Origin of the sequence: Providencia sp. PROV040, from assembly GCF_032706145.1 — a bacterium.
Taxonomy (GTDB): domain Bacteria; phylum Pseudomonadota; class Gammaproteobacteria; order Enterobacterales; family Enterobacteriaceae; genus Providencia; species Providencia hangzhouensis.
Window position 1 is genome coordinate 1,692,051 of record NZ_CP120530.1, and the last position, 19,389, is coordinate 1,711,439.

Here is a 19,389-nt window from a genome sequence, read left to right on the forward strand (position 1 = left end):
ATCAACCTAAAGCCCACAAATGTGGGCTTTTACTCTTCGAAGGTTACCCCTGAATCTGTGCTAATGAACCGTATAAATCATAAAGTGTTTCATATTCATCTTGCTGATAAAATCGAATTTTATCCCAACAAAATTGCTTAGCGACTTCCACGGTAAAGCGTGTGGCATCGATTAACTCACTTTCATAACTTGCACCTGTTTCACTACCGGGGATAATCGATTTAGCCGTAATGGCAAGGCCAACAACAGGTGCCTGTGTTGCAATATGCGGTTGCATTATAGAATTAAAGTGATAAACACCGTTATCATAAGGAGAAATGTCTTGTGTGGTGATAGGAAACGTCTTTGCCACATCTCCTGTTGCATACTCCAGTAAGCGAACTAAATCAGGTGCGACGCGTAAAATATAGCCTTGCATAGCCGTGGGAGAAATCGCAATCCCTCGTTGCTTAATGATGCTGTTTCCCTTTGATGTATCGATGGATAAAATAGCATCCATCTGTTTATCGACTTCATATTGATTCATGGTATTAGATGAAACTGGCATTCCCATAAAATCGACAGGGTCATGAGGAGTAATCGAAACATGCGTGGCGATATGAGAGCTAATTATTACGTCCCCTTTGAGGCTCTGCCCCTTTGCCGCCATATCCAACAACTTCATCGCGCTGGCAAAAGCGACAATTGACCCATCAGCATCAGAAACTATTCCAATACGATTCGGTTGTGCCTGTTGTGCACCTAAACGACCGATAATGCCTAAAGTCGGGTAAGTGCCTCCACGGTGTTTGCCCTCAGAGCCTGGGATTAATACTTTTATAAAATGGCATAACTGACTTGTATCCTCTGGGGATTCATAAGGAATAGAAGTAACAGTGATGATGGCATCATTTGAGCCAACAGAATGAAGTAGCGCTGCCATTTTTTCGCCATCAACATCAGGGGTGTCTAATAAGTCATAAACTTGGCTTAGATAATTCAAAGACATTATTGCACTCCTTTAATAATATTTAATTTGAATGGCTTGTTGGTAGCAATTTCTTCAATCTTATTAGGTTCCCGTAACCATAGGGCATTTTGCTCACCTAAAATGGTGCCATGGTCGTTTTCAATAAATAATGCTGTTCCTTCATATAGTGCGATCAATTCTTCCATGGGGTTAATCGTTAAAAACTCATTTAATCTCTCTTCACGACTTTCCCCATTATGGCCAATTGGTTTACCAGAAATAAAATGCGGGTTAATTTGAAATGGGCAAATATTCAGCGCACTAAATGTAGGGGGTTGGACAATTGGCATATCATTGGTAGTGCGAATACTCGGTGTTGCAACATTACTGCCTGCACTCCATCCCATATAGGGAATGCTTTCATATTTAACTCGTTGTGAAATCAGCTCCACTATGTTGGCATCATATAGGCGTTTTAATAAGGCAAAGGTATTTCCGCCGCCAATAGCAATCGCTTGTGCTTGTTTAACTGCCGCAACAGGGTCGCTAAAGTGATGAATTGATGTTAATTCATAACCTAAAGCATTAAATACCGGTTTTACAATTGCTTCAAAATCATCAAAACTGAATGTAACTGCGGCATAAGGAATAAATAGAATATTTTGTTTTTTATGTTGTAATAAACGATGGATTTGTTCGCCCGCATGTTGTAAATAATTCATATTCCCCATGCGTGAACTACTCATTAATAACGCATTAGTCATTGCTATATTCCTTTTTGATTTTATTTATTGAATTAATTAATAAATCGATTTCTTTTTCACTATTAAAATAATGAAGTGATAAGCGGGCCATTTTTTCTATTTGATAGAACTTTAAAATAGCGGTTGCCATAAAGTGACCTGATTCAATAATGATATTTTTAGCTTCTAATTTTTGCATTAATACATCAGAGGGGATTCCGTTAATATTAAATGGAATTATTCCTATTCGCTGGTGGCTATTATTAGGGCCATAAATTTCGACACCAGAAAGTTGAGATAATTGCTGCATCGCATATTGAGTGAGTGTTTGGTTGCGATTCTCAATTTGTTCAATACCGATATTTACAGCATAGTCTAAAGCCGAATCTAAACTAATAATGGCCGGAACATTTGGGCAGCCCGCTTCAAAGCGTTTTGCTGTTTGAGGCAGAATAACGTCTCCTGTTTGTGGGTCAATTGAGCTATTCCACCAACCGACCAGTGTGGGGGTTAATGATGGTACCAATGATTCACGAACAAACAGAATTCCACTGCCTTCTATCGCTCTTAACCCTTTTCGGCCACATGATGACATAAAGTCACATTGCCATTTTTGAACATTAACGTTATACATTCCAATGGCTTGTGAAGCACTAATATGGCTAAGTACACCATGCTTTCTGGCTATCTCACAAATAGCCTGCACAGGTTGAATTACCCCAGTTATGTTAGATAGCGCAACGAAACTGATGAGCTTTGTCTTAGAGGTTATCGCTTGCTCGATAGATTCAGGTGAAAGGACACCATAGCTATCCGCACTCACCTTAATAATTTTTATTCCTTTTTCATGCGCTAACAGTTGCCAAATTGCAATATTGCTGAGCATCTCAGTATCAGGAATTATCACTTCATCGCCAGCTTGCCAAGAAATACCTCTAGCAATCAAGCTGATAGATTCTGTGCCATTTTTGGTAAATGCAATTTCACTGGGCTTTGCTCCGATAAATGCGGCCAATTTTTGTCGACAAATTTCAACTTGCTCATAAGTTTGCTTGCGGAAGTTCGGTAAATAAGTCCCTTGCTCTGCGGTTTTATCAAGATAGCGCTTTACTGCGTCTATTACCGGTTTTGGCGGTGGCGCAGCGGCTCCCGTATCAAAATAAGCGTAATGTTGTGAAACTAGAGTGTCTTTTTGCACTTGCGACCAGATATTCGTCATTATTATTCCCTATAAAGTTATTTAGCCCAGAAGGAAAGCAGTTTCGCTTTGAGGGTTGGCAGGAATGCTTTAGCCGTGGAGTAAAGAGCATCGCCAGCAATAAGCCCACCAGCGAAAGTTGAAATTTTATCGGAACTGATATTGAAGAAACGCTCAATGATAATTCGAACCGCGAGTGCAGTAAGAACCGTCCAACCTGCAATAGGGTAGTTAATCATCAAGCCAGTTGAGAAGAGTACGCCAATCTGGTTTTTAGCACCGCCAATTAACTGAATGATGGCACCCGGTATGGCCCACAATAACAACATCATTGCCACATCTGAGGAGCTTCCTGCTTGGATCGTAGCGGCATAAAGCCTTGATGCAGGAACGATTTTGTCTTGTTCGAAATAAAAATCGTAGGTAAGTGCAACCACCACCAAGGCGCAGCAAAAACCGATAATAGCGGCAAAATATTGTTGTTTTCTCCCATAATGTTCTGCAGATTGGTTTTTACCATAACCGCGGATCATAAACCCCGTTTTTAGGTCAAAACCCATATCGGCAAAAGCAGGGCCTGTCGCGGCACAAAACCCAACTAAAACGGCCAATGCTTCGGGGGGAAACCCCAGTAAAATACCAATCATCAATGAGATAAGAGCTGCTGCAGTTGCAGGAAACCAGCCAGAATGCATCGCAGCCATACCTACAATCATCTCTTGGATTAAAGCGGCTAAGGTCGCAAAAATGAGGAATCCAATAAGTTGTGGCAATGTCATGGTGACAAATATTTGGCTAATAAATGTGAGTGCTAATGCGGTTAAAAAGTAGAACGTTGCCCCTTTGATTAAGGTTGACTTGATACGTTTGCTACTTTGGCGTAATTCATCACTATCTTCGCTTTGTTGCTGACTATCTTTCTTGTTGCGAAATACAATGGCTCCGATTTGGATTAATGCGACGATACCTGCACCAATCATCACACCGTGTGGGACATAGTTTTCATATAAATTATAAGTAATTAGCCCTGACTCAGAAAAACCGCGAATGAGAAGTCCAACAGCAAACATGAATAACGCGAAAATACTGCCAATCAACGCGATCCCTGCGGATGCCATTGGGATACCAAAACCTGCACCGATGGCTCCAGCAGCAAAGCCTGTCAGCAATGCGCCAAGCCGCTTTCCACCTTTATTTCCTGCCCACAAAGTTTCTGCGGTGGCAACACCGGCAGGCCAAGATGCACTGGCAGGATAGGCGCGGGTATTAAACAAGCCATATAAAATCGTGCCATCAATGATAATCGCAACGAAAGCTCCAGCCATCATCGGATAAATTAATTCAGGCATACCCAATACCCAAGGCACACCAATGGCTACTATTAAACCATTTGCTGCAGCAAAGGTTGCTGCAGAGATGCTAGTTTGAATTAAATTTTGCGCATCGATAAATTTAAATGATGCGAAAATAGAAAGTGGGACACGAGATAATAAAATGGCGAGAACAGCACCGATAATTGATGTGTTTGCGGAGATACCTAGTGTGACAATAATCTGAATACCAATAATAGCACCAACAAAAGATAATATAATTATTGCGATGAGTAGTGCTGGAGAAAAAATAGATACACGTACCTCAGTATCATTTTTATCATGAGATATATTCATAGAGTTACCTATTTTATTTTAATAATTAATAACTGCTTTTTATCTTATTATTTCACCATGGATTTAAAATATGGTAGATAATTTACTGGCTGTGGATTTTAATAATGGATAATACTCGGTTAAATTTTTACTTTGGCTTGATGCTGCAATGCATAACGAGCCTAATACCCCTTTTTCAAAAGAAAATATAGGAACGGATAACCCTTGTGTTCCTGCTAAATAAGCTTCTTTTGAATATGCATATCCTTCTTCAGCATAGAGACTTAATTGCTTTTTTAATAAGGTGTTATTTTGCAAATTATGTTTAGAAAGATATTCATCAATATATGAAATATCCATTGAGCTTAAAATGATTTGTGTAAATGGGGCTTCATGCAAGCTCAACGCTTCTCCTTCTTTAGATGTAAAGCGGATAAGATGGTCACTTTCTAAAATGAAATTACAAATAGCGATATCATTGTAACGGCGATAAATAAATATGGTTTCATGTGTTTTATCAGCGAGAGGGCGTAAGTAGTCACTCGCTAATTGTGAAAACTGGCGTGTGTTATTGGCTAAATGACCGATTTCAATACACCGCAAGCCTAATAAATATTCTTTATTTTTATTTTTTTGTAAGAAACCTTGCTCTTCTAGAATATTAAAACCCCGCTGTACGACGGAAGGGCTCTTATCAAGATGACGAGCTAACTCACGTACTCCCCATATGGGCTTGTTGATTGAAAAGTAATCTAACAAGGCTAATACGAAACCAGCAGATTGTAGTCGGTTATTCATAGCTTCCCCTGTTTATAATTAATTGAATTAGCACTATTGTTATATTTTTGTTCCTTATGCGGGAACAGTGTGCCGTTTGGTAATACAAACATATTTAGATGAAACAATATGCAAAGTAAATGGTTTGTTGCGTCTGTGTTAAGTAGGTCACTAAAACAGTTCTTATCATTTATCTTTTTTTTCTTACTTTCTCTATAACTATTTGAAGTTAATCTATTTTTTTTAGTCTTTAGCTGTTCCTACTAGCGAAACAATCAAAAGGACGCAAATGGATAAATGAGTTATTGGTGAAAACAGGAGAATTTGTTTACCTTGAATGATCTTTTCCTGATGCGATTTATTTATGTGAGAAATAGATTATTTTATATTTTTGTGTAAACGTTTACACTAAGTCGAGGTTGATCACAGAATCTTATCTAAACTCGTTGTTATACTCGGTAGCAATGACAAGTTGGAAGACAGAATGCAATTTAAGCAGTATTGGGGGAAGAGAGATGCAACAGGTTGAAATTCTCGTTACAGGCGGGCTCGGGTATATCGGTAGTCATACTTGTGTTCAATTGATAAAGGCTGGGCTATCACCAGTTATTATTGATAATTTGTGTAATGCAAAGCTAGAAGTGCTTAATCGTATTGAAAGATTAACCGGTGTGCGCCCAGTATTTTATCAGTGTGATGTTCGAAATGAGCAACAGCTAGCTCACATTTTTTCTTCTCATCAATTTCATTCAGTTATTCATTTTGCAGGGCTAAAAGCGGTTGGTGAATCAGTAGAAAACCCGCTTAGATACTATGATGTTAATTTCAATGGGACATCGGTATTAATGCGCTGTATGCAGGAAGCGAACGTGAAAAGTTTGATTTTTAGTTCGTCAGCAACAGTATATGGCGAGCCCAGTCGTTTACCTATCACCGAAGAGTTCCCAACGGGTAATACGCAAAGCCCTTATGGCACCAGCAAGTATATGGTTGAGCGTTGTTTATCTGATTTATTTCACTCAGACCCGTCATGGTCATTAACATTATTACGTTATTTCAACCCTGTAGGTGCTCATCCATCGGGTTTGATGGGAGAAGACCCACAAGGGATCCCCAATAATTTAACACCTTATATTACCCAAGTTGCAGTAGGGAAAAGAGAAAAATTGGTGATTTATGGAAACGATTACCCTACGGTGGATGGGACGGGGGTTCGGGATTATATTCATGTCATGGATTTAGCTGATGGCCATGTTGCTGCTCTACAAAAGGTTGGTAATCAAGCAGGGTTACATTGCTACAATTTGGGTACGGGGAACGGCACCAGTGTTTTGCAAATGTTACATGCATTTGAAAAAGCAGTTGGAAAAGCCATTCCTTATGTGATTGAACCACGTCGTGCTGGGGATATTGCGGAATACTGGTCAACACCAGAAAAAGCGCACCATGAACTAGGATGGCAAGCGGAGCGAACTCTTGAGGATATGGCGACTGACAGTTGGCGTTGGCAATCAAATAATCCCAATGGTTATGAAGTTTAGGAGATGCATGAGATGAATATTTTGCCTTTTAACCCTTCGGATTGCCCTCATCGTCGCTATAACCCATTAACAGGCCAGTGGGTGTTAGTGTCCCCTCATCGAGCAAAACGCCCGTGGAGCGGTAAAGATGAAAAACCATCAATAGAAAATTTACCTCAATATGATGAGCATTGCTTCTTGTGCCCTGGCAATACAAGGGTCTCCGGGGAAGTGAATCCTAACTACCAAGGGACTTATGTATTCCAAAATGACCATGGTGCGTTATTAGCACAACCCTGCGCCCAACCTGATAATCAATCTGAATTGTTTCAATCACAATCGGTGAGTGGGGTTAGTCGAGTGATTTGCTTTTCGCCTGATCACAGTAAAACACTGCCAGAGCTGTCTGTACCTGAAATTGAAGGTGTTATCGAAACATGGCAGCAACAAGTTGCTGAGTTAAGTGAACGTTATGCTTGGGTTCAGGTTTTTGAAAATAAAGGGGAAATAATGGGGTGTTCTCAACCGCATCCTCATGGACAAATTTGGGCAAGTGATTTTTTACCGAATGAAATTGCACGTAAGGACCATTTTCTCACGCAATATTATCAACGTCATGGCAGCAACTTATTAATTGACTATATTAAAGCTGAGCAACAAGATGGCTCACGAATTGTTGTTGAAACTGAAGAATGGATTGCACTTGTTCCTTATTGGGCAGCTTGGCCATTTGAAACCCTGTTATTGCCAAAACAGCATATTCGCCGTATGGATGAAATGAATGAAGCCATTCGTGCAGACCTTGCTGTTGCGCTAAAAAAACTCACAAGCCGTTACGATAATCTATTTCATTGCTCTTTCCCATATTCAATGGGATGGCACTTTGCACCTTTTATTAATGAAAGCCAAAGTATCGAGCATTGGCAACTACATGCCTTATTTTATCCGCCATTACTGCGCTCAGCGACGGTGAAAAAATTCATGGTGGGGTATGAAATGTTAGCTGAAACTCAGCGAGACCTGACACCAGAACAGGCCGCACAACGTTTACGTGATGTGAGTGACTGCCATTATAAACAAAGTCAAACTACTAAATAATTCATCAAATTATAATTAACTTAGCTGTTTGCTGGGTTAACCAAATTACGCATTAAGGATAATTAAAAATGGAAACGTTAAAGCAAACTGTTGCCTCGTCGTTTGAAAAAACCTTTGGTTATCAACCTGAAATTTATGTTCAAGCGCCGGGGCGAGTGAATATTATCGGTGAACATACGGATTATAATGATGGCTTTGTTTTGCCTTGTGCGATTGATTACCAAACGATGACCGCGGCGGCTAAACGTGATGATCGTATCATCCGAGTCGTTGCGGCTGACTACCATAATGAATGTGACGAATTCAGTTTGGATAGCGAAATTGCATTTTTGCCTGAAAAAATGTGGGCAAACTATATTCGCGGTGTCGTGAAGTTTCTCTTACAAAGAGGGCTTTTATTCAATGGTTGCGATATTGCAGTCAGTGGTAATGTGCCGCAAGGCGCGGGGTTAAGTTCTTCAGCCTCACTCGAAGTTGTGATTGGACAAACACTTAAGGCTTTGTATCAATTAGATATTAGCCAGCAAGATATCGCGCTTAATGGCCAACAAGCTGAGAACCAATTTGTTGGTTGTAACTGCGGTATTATGGACCAACTGATTTCAGCGTGTGGTGATGAAGGCCATGCTCTATTGATTGATTGCCGCAGTTTGGCGCTATTTCCTATTTCCATACCTGATGATCTGGTTGTGATGATAATCAACTCAAATAAGCAACGGGGTTTGGTTGGAAGTGAATACAATACACGCCGCCAACAATGTGAAGAAGCCGCTAATTTGTTTGGGGTGAAAGCGTTACGTGACATCACATTTGATGAGTTTTTACAGAAGCAACATCTATTATCGCCTATCGTTGCTAAGCGAGCCAAACACGTGATCAGTGAAAATGAACGTACTTTAGCGGCAGCAAAAGCATTAACACAAAATGATTTATTGCAGTTAAGTGAGTTAATGGCGCAATCCCATATTTCTATGCGTGATGATTTCGAAATCACCGTCAAAGAAATTGATACCTTAGTGGATATCGTTAAGTCCGTTTTAGGTGTTCAGGGCGGGGTACGAATGACAGGAGGAGGCTTTGGCGGCTGTGTGGTTGCATTGATGCAGCAGCAATGTGTTCAACCGGTGATTGACGCGGTAGAAGCGCAATACCAGAAAATGACAGGCCTACAAGCCGATATTTATGTTTGCCAGCCAAGCTCAGGTGCGAGTGTGGTAAGTTAAAACCAAATTAATAAATTGAAAAAAGTTGATATAACATGCTGTTTAATCAAGAAAAAAATCAGACGCCCAAAGTTGTAGAGTTAACCAATAAAAATGACATGAAAATTGTCCTGACAAGTTTAGGGGCAAGCTGGGTAAGTTGTATTTTGCCGCTAATACATGGGAGACGAGATGTTGTTCTAGGTTCACCAAATATGGATAAACAAAAGGAACAAGACGTGTATTTGGGCGCGACAGTCGGGCGCGTAGCTAACCGTATAGCGAATGCACGTTTTTCTATTCATGGTGAAAATTATTCAGTGTCAGCCAATCATGAGCCGCATTGTTTACATGGTGGGCAGGACAATTTTAGTTATCGGATTTGGGCCGTTTCACAACCTAGTACCCAACAGGCTATTTTTTCACTCATTTCACCCGATGGTGACCAAGGTTTTCCCGGGGAATTGAAAGTTGAGGTAAGTTATGAATTAACGGATGAAAATCAAGTGATTATCCGTTATAAGCACCAAACTACAAAGGCCTGCCCTGTAAACCTAACCAACCATACTTATTTTAATTTGGCGGGTGAAGGTAGTGAAAAGACAGCGCTAGATCATGCTCTTACGATTTACAGTGACTGTTATTTACCCACAGATAAAGCAGGGATCCCTAGCGGAGAGTGGTGTAATGTCACTGGTAGTTATTTTGATTTTCGCCAAAGCAAACTCATTGGCCGTGACTTTCTACAAGATCACGACCAAATTTCTGCTGGGGGATATGACCACACTTTTATGCTAGATACAGCCCGTATTGATGGGCGGCAAACGGTGGCATCGTTGAGTGCTCCTGAGGGAGACGTAAAGATGAATATTTCTACAACGATGCCCTCTATGCAGTTGTATACAGGGAATTATTTAATTTCAGTTGCGGGTAAAACAAAATCTTATACGCCTTTTTCTGGGGTTGCATTTGAAACACAGTTTCCACCTGATGCTGTTAATCACCCTGAATGGGGAGAACGATACAGCCCGATTTCACAGCCTAATCAAATTTATTGTAGTGAAACCTGCTATCAATTTATTTTCTAAATCTATATATGATTAACACCGCATCTAAGCGGTGTTTTCTTTTTTGCACGATAACCCCATTATTTTAATTTAAATAATTTTAATATGCGTTATGCCATTGTTTTTAATTCTAGCTCATTGTTTAATAAGCCATCCTAATTGTAGAGGTGCACAATGGCGACAATCAAAGATGTGGCAAAAGAAGCAGGTGTTTCGGTTGCAACTGTTTCTCGAGTGATTAACCAATCACCGAAGGCAAGCCAAGCTTCTATTGCATCAGTAAAGAGTGCAATGAATAAGCTAGGTTATCGTCCCAATGCCGCTGCGCGAGCTCTTGTGAACCAAAGTTCAAATACCATTGGGGTGTTAGTTAACGATGTTTCCGACCCTTTTTTTGGCGTTATGGTCAAGGCCGTTGATGCTGTAGCGCATAAAAATGGTAAACATATTCTGATTTGTAATGGTTACCATAATGCCAAGGAAGAGCGCCAATCGATTGAGTTGTTGATTAATAACCGCTGTGATGCTTTGGTTATCCACTCTAAAGCCCTGGATGATGCTGAACTGCTTCAATATGCAAAAGAAGTCCCAAGTATGGTACTGATCAACCGCCATATTGATGAAATTGCAACCCGTTGTATTTCTTTAAATAACTACAAGGGCGCATATTTAGCGACAGAACATCTTATTCGACATGGGCATACTAAAATTGCGTACATTTCATCAAATCACCAAATTGAGGATGCGGTACAGCGTTTACAGGGTTATCGAGATGCGTTAAAAAATAATGGTATTCAACTGTCTGATAGTTATATTGAATATGGCGCTCCTTATGGGGAAGGTGGGGAGCAAGCGATGACTAACTTACTGATAAAATCACTCGAAATCACAGCGGTCGTGGGTTACAACGATTTTATGGCCGCGGGAGCCATCGCGGTATTAGATGAAAATGAAATTCACTCACCAGAACAGGTCTCGGTTATTGGTTTTGATGATGTGTTGATTGCCCGCTACATCCATCCACGCTTAACAACAATTCGTTATCCTATCCAAATGATGGCAGAAAAAGCCACACAACTAGCACTTTCTTTAGCGAGAGGGGAAAAAACGACAGGTGAAAGTTTGATTTACTCTCCGACATTGGTTCAACGTAATTCAGTTAGGCCTTTGCACGCCTAAGTATTTTATAGCCCATAGCGTTACGAAAATAAGTGTAAACGTTCTCATTAATATTTGATGAACTTCACGAATTTATTAAAATCTAGATTACTTCCTGGTACCTTCTCTTCTATCACCTATGAAAATTTACATTAATTTCTGCTATTTAGTCCATTAAGTTAATTCTTTAGAGGATATTGTGAAAATATGTGATTCATCTAACGGTGATATTTTGTGGTAACGTTTACACTTGCTTTGTTATCACTTGGCGAAGGAATTTGATTATGCAAACTGAAGGGGTTGGGTTAAGCACATTAGATTACGGAATATTCATTCTGTATGTGCTTATCATTATTAGTGTTGGTCTTTGGGTTTCTCGAGATAAAAAAGGGCAAAAGAAAGGTACAAAAGACTATTTTCTAGCAGGAAAAACATTACCTTGGTGGGCGATAGGTTCTTCATTGATTGCGGCAAATATATCAGCAGAGCAATTTATTGGTATGTCGGGCTCTGGTTTTTCAATAGGTTTGGCTATCGCATCCTATGAATGGATGGCAGCACTAACACTGATCATTGTCGCAAAATACTTCATGCCCGTGTTTATTGATAAAGGTATTTTTACCATTCCAGAGTTTGTTGAAAAACGCTTTAATAAAACGTTAAAAACGATCTTAGCCGTGTTCTGGTTGGCATTATTTATCTTTGTTAATTTAACTTCAGTTCTCTATTTAGGGTCGTTAGCATTACAAACAATCCTAGGTATCCCAATGCATTATGCTATTTTCGGCTTAGCATTATTTGCAGTGATTTACTCTCTTTATGGCGGGCTATCTGCGGTTGCGTGGACGGATGTTGTACAAGTTTTCTTCTTAATTTTAGGCGGCTTTTTAACCACGATAATGGCGGTGAGCTATATTGGCGGTGATGCGGGGTTATTCGCAGGTATGAGCCGTATGGCAAGTGAAGCGCCTGCGCATTTTGAAATGATTTTAAGCCAAGACAACCCACAGTTTAGTAATTTACCCGGTATTGCAGTGTTAATTGGCGGTTTATGGGTTGCCAATTTATATTACTGGGGCTTCAACCAATATATTATTCAACGTGCATTAGCCGCTAAGTCTATTAATGAAGCGCAAAAAGGCTTGGTTTTCGCAGCATTTCTCAAACTTATTGTCCCAACCCTTGTTGTCGTACCGGGTATTGCGGCATTTGTGATAGTTTCTGACCCTGCATTACTGGCGGGATTAGGAACGATGGCACAAGAACATATGCCAACATTGGCCCAAGCGGACAAAGCTTACCCATGGTTAACACAATTCTTACCCGTAGGCGCTAAAGGGGTTGTGTTTGCGGCATTAGCTGCGGCTATCGTTTCTTCTTTAGCTTCCATGTTGAACTCAGTGGCAACTATTTTCACCATGGATATCTACAAAGAATACATTGCTCCATCAACCGCGGACCATAAATTAGTGAATGTCGGGCGGATTAGTGCAGTTGTTGCGTTAATCGTCGCATGCTTCATCGCCCCATTACTGGGTAACATTGGACAAGCTTTCCAATATATTCAGGAATATACCGGGTTAGTTAGCCCAGGTATCTTAGCGGTATTCTTATTAGGTCTATTTTGGAAGAAAACCAATGCGAAAGGCGCGATTATCGGTGTGCTGCTCTCAATTCCGTTTGCATTATTCTTAAAACTAATGCCGTTAGGTATGCCATTCCTTGACCAAATGATGTACACCTTCTTCTTTACTGCGGTGGTGATTGGTTTAATTAGCCTGACAACGGCAAAAGAAGATGACTGTGAAGGGGCTATTATCCTAACGTCGGAGACCTTTAAAACATCGACAGGCTTCAATATCGCATCATACGCAATTATGGTTATCTTATGTGTGCTATATGCGCTGTTCTGGTAATCCAAAACTTCTAACAAGCTGATAAGTAAAATGATAGCACGAGGCGGGAAAGGTCATTCCCGCCTTATTTTTTGCGTTTGTTAACTTAAATAATGACCTAATATTCGCATCGAGATCATTTTCGTTATTCTTGACTAATAATCTCCCTTCCTTATGTATGGTTAATTGTTTTAATTTTATTTTTTTAATAACTATTTGTTATAAGCAAATATGCCAAATTGATTTTAATTTGACTTATTTTTAGGAATAATACTGAGACTTATTATTATTATCATTGGAACTATTTTGTGAAAAATTTAGGTTTATTTCGTTTACATCAGGTTGCCATTTTCACTCTGTTAGCGCTGGCTGTTCAAAACCAATCCATGGCAAATGAACAAAATAGCGACAAAAAAGACTCTTTCGTTGTTAGTGCACAAGCACTCAAAGTGAATACTGCGCTGCAAGAAACGCCAAAATCTGTTTCGATCATTACGGAACAAGATTTGACCATACATGCTCCGCAAAAAATTGATGAAGCACTTCGTTATACCTCGGGGGTTGTTGCACAACCTTATGGGGCTGATAATGATACGGATTGGTTCAAAGTTCGCGGTTTTGATGCCGCAACTTATTTAGATAATAGCCGGTTATATCGAGATGGCTACTACACTTGGCTACTTGAACCTTATGGATTGGAAAGTATTGAAGTCGTGAAGGGGTCATCAGCCGTTCTCTTTGGCGAATCCACTCCTGGAGGCGCTGTTAACTTAGTAACGAAAAAGCCATCTATTAATGCTAAAAATGAAATATTTTTAGAAGCGGGTAATAACGATCATCAAGCGCTAGGTTTTGATCTTTCTACAGCATCAGCCGATGCAGGTGCCCGCTACCGTTTAGTGGGAACGATGAAAAAATCGGATGGGGAACTCAAAGGCACGGATAATAAACGTATTTATCTGGCGCCAAGTGCGGCATTTGACTTGTCTGATCAGACTGTACTTACGTTAATGGGGACGTATCTGCACGATGATGGTACGCCCACGAATCCTTTTTTCCCAGCGGCGGGAACATTAATTCACTCTAATTACGGTAAAATTAAGCCATCAACCAATTTAGGTAAGCCTGATTACGATAAATACAAGCGGACTCAGTTCTCAGTGGGTTATTTATTAGAACATCAATTTAATGATGAGTGGCGTTTTGCGCAGCGTGTAAATTATGGTTACAACGACCTAACACTCAGAAGTGTTTATGCTTTCTTTAATGCAGACCCTACCGTGCAGGAATTGGGGCAAGGTATTGTTTTTCGCGATGGTAAAAACCAAAGTTTTAGTTTTGATAACAATATCGTCGGTGAATGGGATAGTGAGCGGTTCGAAAATACCTTACTTGCGGGTATTGAATTCCAATATCATCAAACCAAAGGCGATGAACAGGATAATTATGCTTTTGGTAAAATTAACCCGTGGAAGCCAGTTTATGGGCACTATACCCCACTTGACCCATCAAATAACATTCATCGCACTATTGATAAAACACAAGCTAGTATTTATTCACAATACCAAACAAAGCTTGATAGCAAATGGATTGGGGTCGTTGGTGCACGTTATGATTGGGTAAAAACTGAAAATAAAGCACATAAAAAAGCAGAAGATGAGTCTAGAAATGATGGGCAGATGAGTTTAAATGCGGGTTTAATGTATATTGCTGACAATGGCATTTCACCTTATTTAAATTACTCTCAATCTTTTGAAGTTCAATCGACAATCGACCCAACAACCCAAAAACTATATAAACCACTTAAAGGTGAGCAATTTGAAGCAGGTATCAAATATACACCTTATTTTATGGATGGTTATTGGAATATTGCTTGGTTCGATATCGAACAAAAAAATGCGTTAGTCACAACTCCTGAACACCCTGTTGCAACACAAACAGGTAAAGTCACTTCACAAGGTATAGAAACAGAACTATTTGCAAGTGTTACTGATAATTGGGATATTAAAGCGACATACACTTATACCAATGCGAAAACAGATCAAACAGGTGGTAAGGGACGTAAACAGGCTGGTATGATCCCCAAACATATGGCGACTGTCTGGACTGACTACGAAATTCCAATCGTGAGTAACCAGTCGTTAAAACTCGGAACTGGTATTCGCTATTATGGTCAATCAAAGGATAACCCAGCAAGCAGCAACCTTTCTGTTCCTAGTGCGACGCTCTGGGATATGGCCGCGATATATCAATTATCGAACAATTGGCAGTTCCAGTTCAATATGAATAACATCCTCAATAAAGAGTATGTTTCATCCTGTGATACCTGGTGCTATTACGGCCAATCGCGCTCATTTGTGTTACAAACAAAGTACACTTGGTAATTTTAAAAAAGGCATGCTAATAATGTTGGCATGCCTTGAGTCCTTTCTATGTTTCGATTAGCAAATATTAATATCGTTCGCGATCATCGTTCTATTTTATCTATAGATTCGTTAAATATACCCACAACAGAACTCACAGTGGTTCTTGGTCATAATGGTTCAGGAAAATCTACACTGGTTAATCTCCTTTCTGGGCAGATGGCACCGGATAGCGGGCAAATTGATTTAAATGGCACGAGTCTTTCTCAATATAAAACGAAAGAATTAGCGCAAAAAATCGCATATTTACCACAAAAACTGCCAGCCTCAGCGGGGCTGTCTGTGAAAGAACTTGTGCGGTTAGGGCGTTTTCCGTGGCGAGGTGCACTTGGTCGCTGGCAAGCTGACGATGAAATTATTATCCAACAAGCGATGGAGAAAGCTGGGGTTGAGGGGTTTTCCGCGAACTTAGCAGACAACTTGTCTGGTGGAGAGCGCCAGCGCGCATGGGTTGCCATGTTACTTGCTCAACAATCACCAGTTTTAATACTGGATGAACCGACTTCTGCATTAGATATTCACCATCAATACCAGTTAATGAATTTATTGAGTGAGCTTAATAAAGTTCATGGAATTGGTGTGATTGTGATCCTTCATGACCTCAACCTTTCTTTACGGTATGCAACACACATCGTGGCATTAAAAAAAGGGAAAATAGAATTTGAGGGAAAAAGCGTTCTTCTCCATGATGAAGCAAGGCTATCGTCACTCTACGATACTCCGATTAAATTAATACCACACCCTAGTTTTCCAGAGTCAGAACATCATAGGGTTGCTATCGTATGCGCTTAAGAATCAATTTGCTTGGCCTTATTTTATTAACAAGTACATTATTATGCTCATTTTATACACGGGCTTATTCTGTTACGGACAGTCGTGGTATTGTCGAGTTCAATTCGCCGCCTCAGCGCGTTGTGGTTTTAGATTGGGATTTGCTGGAACAGCTATTAACGCTTGAAATTACGCCTGTTGGGGCCACGGAATTAGAGAGTTACAAGCAATGGGTTGTTGACCCTGTTGTTCCTTCTTCGGTCAAAGAGGTGGGTACGCGAGCTGAGCCTAATTTAGAGCAAATTGCCGCATTGAAACCTGATGTTATTATTGCAAGTAGCGCGCAAGAAGATTTACTGCCTTTATTGGAAAAAATAGCGCCAGTCGTTTATTTATCAAATTTTGCACGCCAAGATGATTCAGGGCTTGTAGCCATTGCTCATTTTAAAACGTTGGCTCGCTTATTTGAGAAGACGTCTTTTGCCGATGAATATTTAGTGAAAATGGATAAACGTTTTGCTGAATTAAGATCACAACTTGAACGTGCTTTTACAACGAAGCCAAGTGTTGCTGTTATCCGGTTTTCAAGTTTAAGCACTATTTTTCTTTATACTGAGAATTCAACACTCAATTATGTTCTTGAACAGCTTGCATTAAAGCCCGCTATTTTAGTCCCTGCACGTCCTTGGGGAATAGAGCAGAGACGAATAAATTCATTGCAGTTTATAAATGATGGGTACGTGTTATACATCAAACCATTTGTAGAAGAAAAAAAACTGAATGACTCCATTTTATGGCAGTCTATGCCTTTTGTTAAACAAGGGCGGATAAATAGTGTTCGTCCCGTTTGGAATTATGGTGGTGTCTTTTCCTTGCAATTAATGGCGGAAGCATTAACAGAAAGCTTATTACAGGTTGCTCCTCATAATGACAACTAAACAGCACTCAATACTATTTTTTGTATTAATGGTGATCGCGCTGATTAACCTTCAGCTCGAACCTGGGGTTACACTCAGTCAGCAATTATTTTTAGTTATCCATCCAGCTTCAGCCGATACATTTGCTGATTATTTTTATTTATATGGCCAATTACCACGCCTTGCTATGGCATTATTAGTGGGAGCAACTTTTGGTTTATTGGGCAGTTTGATGCAGCAATTAACACAAAATAATCTTACTTCACCACTAACGTTAGGTTCATCATCCGGTGCTTGGTTAGCATTAGTGGTAGTCAATATTTGGTTTAGTAACGAGATTGGGTTATATCAAACGCTAGCTGCGATGGTGGGAGCATTACTTGCATTTGGTTTAGTAATATTAATTGCAGGTATTCGTAATATGACAGGCATTCCGTTAGTTGTTTCAGGAATGGTCATAAATATTTTGTTTGGTGCTATAGCGACTGCATTAATTACATTAAATTCGCAATTTGCACAAAATATTTTTATGTGGGGAGCAGGAAATTTAGCGCAAGATGGTTGGCAAAAAGTGGTTGGTTTATTACCTTTATTGTTCCCTGTTATTATTATTATCTGTTTCGCCCCACGTATTTTGACATTATTGAAATTAGGCCATGAGGGGGCTAAAGCTCGAGGCTTATCCGTTTTACCAACTTTTTTACTTTTTATTGTTTTAGCATCTTGGTTAGTAGCGGCGACTATTTCAACTGTAGGGGTTATTAGTTTTATTGGTTTATTAGCTCCAAATATAGTACGGCGAATGGGTAATATGAGTACAAGGCAAGAGTTATTAAATAGTGCAGTTGTAGGGGCTATTTTATTGCTTCTTGCAGACAGCGGGGCAATCGCACTAACAAATTACCTTAATATTGTGGTTCCTACGGGTGTAATGACAGCTGCTATTGGTGCTCCTTTATTGATCTGGTTTAGCCGCCGAACAATGACAGCCCAAGATCAATTATCGATAGGGTTATTACCAACAAAAATAATACTTTCTAAAACCACGGTATCTATTCTTATTTTATTGTTAGTAAGTGGAGTTGTATTTTCCCTTTGCTTACAAACGAATGGTGAACAATATTATTGGCAACTGCCGTCAAGCTTTCAATGGGATATTAAATGGCCTCGTTTATTAGCGGCTATATTTTCTGGCTTAGCATTGAGTATTGCGGGGGTTTTATTACAAAGGATTATTTATAACCCGTTGGCCAGCCCAGATATTTTAGGAGTTTCTTCAGGGGCTACAGCGGCACTCGTTCTATTTAGCCTACTATTAGGCACGGCTATTCAAACCTCATTTTGGGGTGTTGCTTTAATCGGGAGCCTGATTGTATTAGGAATATTGTTATACCTAGGTAAACGGCACCAATACGCACCAGCAAGTTTAATTTTGACAGGGATCTGCCTAACGGCAACGTTAGAGGCTTTTGTTCAGTTCTTTTTAGCTCAAGGGACATTGAGTAGCTATCGGATATTATTATGGCTTTCAGGCTCAACTTATCGTGTGGAAGGGCAACAGGCCATTATTTTTTCAATCAGTGTTGTTGTGTTAACTATATTAGCGATCACGTTAAATCGTTGGCTAGTTTTATTATCAATTAGTCGAACATTTGCACAGGGAAGAGGACTAAATTCACAATTAGCGACTATATTGCTATTAATCTTAGTTGCATTATTGTGTGCCTTTGTCACTTCCACTGTTGGCCCCATTGCATTTCTTGGTTTAGTTGCACCCCATATGGCTTTTTTAGTTGGCGCTAAAAAGGCGAAACAACAACTTATTATTAGTGGGTTGATCGGCAGTATATTAATGGTTTGGGCAGATTGGCTAGGCCAAATTATTATTTATCCAACACAGATTGCGGCTGGAATTTTTGTCGCTATTTTAGGTGGTGGATATTTTTTATTGCTGATGGCGATGAATAAAATCAAGTCATAATTTATGGTGTAAATGTGGTTAGTTAAAGCCTTACTCAAGGCGAG

Annotated in this window: 15 protein-coding genes; 10 read left to right on the forward strand and 5 right to left on the reverse strand. The window is 39.9% G+C overall.

All coding sequences use genetic code 11. The annotated features are described in order from the left end of the window. Positions 1 to 43 precede the first annotated feature (43 nt). The 5 genes from P3L40_RS07680 to P3L40_RS07700 all read right to left on the reverse strand — a co-directional run bounded on the left by P3L40_RS07680 (position 44) and on the right by P3L40_RS07700 (position 5,334). On the reverse strand, positions 44 to 988 hold the full coding sequence (locus P3L40_RS07680) for a DUF1177 domain-containing protein (RefSeq protein WP_210852240.1): 945 nt from the start codon (positions 986 to 988) through the stop codon (positions 44 to 46). Beyond that, positions 988 to 1,713 carry a dipeptidase PepE gene (pepE, locus tag P3L40_RS07685; protein ID WP_136134902.1) on the reverse strand — a complete coding sequence of 242 codons (726 nt, stop codon included), beginning with the start codon at positions 1,711 to 1,713 and terminating at the stop codon, positions 988 to 990. Before pepE ends, P3L40_RS07680 begins: the two co-directional genes overlap by 1 nt. Continuing rightward, the gene (locus P3L40_RS07690) at positions 1,706 to 2,911 is read right to left on the reverse strand and encodes an aminotransferase class V-fold PLP-dependent enzyme (protein WP_136134901.1); all 1,206 of its coding nucleotides are present in this window, start codon (positions 2,909 to 2,911) and stop codon (positions 1,706 to 1,708) included. Before P3L40_RS07690 ends, pepE begins: the two co-directional genes overlap by 8 nt. Before the next feature lie 17 nt (positions 2,912 to 2,928). Continuing rightward, positions 2,929 to 4,557, reverse strand: a complete 1,629-nt coding sequence (locus P3L40_RS07695) for an OPT/YSL family transporter (protein WP_136134900.1) — start codon at positions 4,555 to 4,557, stop codon at positions 2,929 to 2,931. Between the two features lie 63 nt (positions 4,558 to 4,620). Continuing rightward, positions 4,621 to 5,334 (reverse strand): IclR family transcriptional regulator, encoded by a 714-nt coding sequence (locus P3L40_RS07700; RefSeq protein WP_136134899.1) that lies wholly within the window; start codon positions 5,332 to 5,334, stop codon positions 4,621 to 4,623. Between the two features lie 494 nt (positions 5,335 to 5,828). Between P3L40_RS07700 and galE the strand changes: the two genes are divergently transcribed. The 10 genes from galE to fhuB all read left to right on the forward strand — a co-directional run bounded on the left by galE (position 5,829) and on the right by fhuB (position 19,345). Then, on the forward strand, positions 5,829 to 6,854 hold the full coding sequence (gene galE / locus P3L40_RS07705) for a UDP-glucose 4-epimerase GalE (RefSeq protein WP_210852243.1): 1,026 nt from the start codon (positions 5,829 to 5,831) through the stop codon (positions 6,852 to 6,854). A 12-nt stretch (positions 6,855 to 6,866) separates the two neighbouring features. Continuing rightward, positions 6,867 to 7,931: a UDP-glucose--hexose-1-phosphate uridylyltransferase gene (locus P3L40_RS07710; RefSeq protein WP_112307229.1), complete on the forward strand. Its 1,065-nt coding sequence runs from the start codon at positions 6,867 to 6,869 to the stop codon at positions 7,929 to 7,931. A gap of 68 nt (positions 7,932 to 7,999) precedes the next feature. Next, positions 8,000 to 9,154: a galactokinase gene (gene galK / locus P3L40_RS07715; protein WP_004261683.1), complete on the forward strand. Its 1,155-nt coding sequence runs from the start codon at positions 8,000 to 8,002 to the stop codon at positions 9,152 to 9,154. Between the two features lie 35 nt (positions 9,155 to 9,189). After that, positions 9,190 to 10,221: a galactose-1-epimerase gene (locus tag P3L40_RS07720; RefSeq protein WP_272693272.1), complete on the forward strand. Its 1,032-nt coding sequence runs from the start codon at positions 9,190 to 9,192 to the stop codon at positions 10,219 to 10,221. 153 nt (positions 10,222 to 10,374) lie between these two features. Further along, positions 10,375 to 11,379 (forward strand): substrate-binding domain-containing protein, encoded by a 1,005-nt coding sequence (locus P3L40_RS07725; protein ID WP_004261677.1) that lies wholly within the window; start codon positions 10,375 to 10,377, stop codon positions 11,377 to 11,379. A 263-nt stretch (positions 11,380 to 11,642) separates the two neighbouring features. Beyond that, the gene (locus tag P3L40_RS07730) at positions 11,643 to 13,274 is read left to right on the forward strand and encodes a sodium/sugar symporter (RefSeq protein ID WP_272693273.1); all 1,632 of its coding nucleotides are present in this window, start codon (positions 11,643 to 11,645) and stop codon (positions 13,272 to 13,274) included. A 287-nt stretch (positions 13,275 to 13,561) separates the two neighbouring features. Beyond that, positions 13,562 to 15,637, forward strand: a complete 2,076-nt coding sequence (locus P3L40_RS07735) for a TonB-dependent siderophore receptor (protein WP_210852245.1) — start codon at positions 13,562 to 13,564, stop codon at positions 15,635 to 15,637. Between the two features lie 48 nt (positions 15,638 to 15,685). Then, positions 15,686 to 16,468: an ABC transporter ATP-binding protein gene (locus P3L40_RS07740; RefSeq protein WP_004261670.1), complete on the forward strand. Its 783-nt coding sequence runs from the start codon at positions 15,686 to 15,688 to the stop codon at positions 16,466 to 16,468. Next, entirely contained in the window at positions 16,459 to 17,385 is a 927-nt protein-coding gene (locus P3L40_RS07745) for an iron-siderophore ABC transporter substrate-binding protein (RefSeq protein WP_210852247.1), read from the forward strand. The genes P3L40_RS07740 and P3L40_RS07745 overlap by 10 nt, the downstream gene beginning before the upstream one ends. Further along, the gene (fhuB, locus tag P3L40_RS07750) at positions 17,375 to 19,345 is read left to right on the forward strand and encodes a Fe(3+)-hydroxamate ABC transporter permease FhuB (RefSeq protein ID WP_210852249.1); all 1,971 of its coding nucleotides are present in this window, start codon (positions 17,375 to 17,377) and stop codon (positions 19,343 to 19,345) included. Before P3L40_RS07745 ends, fhuB begins: the two co-directional genes overlap by 11 nt. Positions 19,346 to 19,389: the final 44 nt, after the last annotated feature.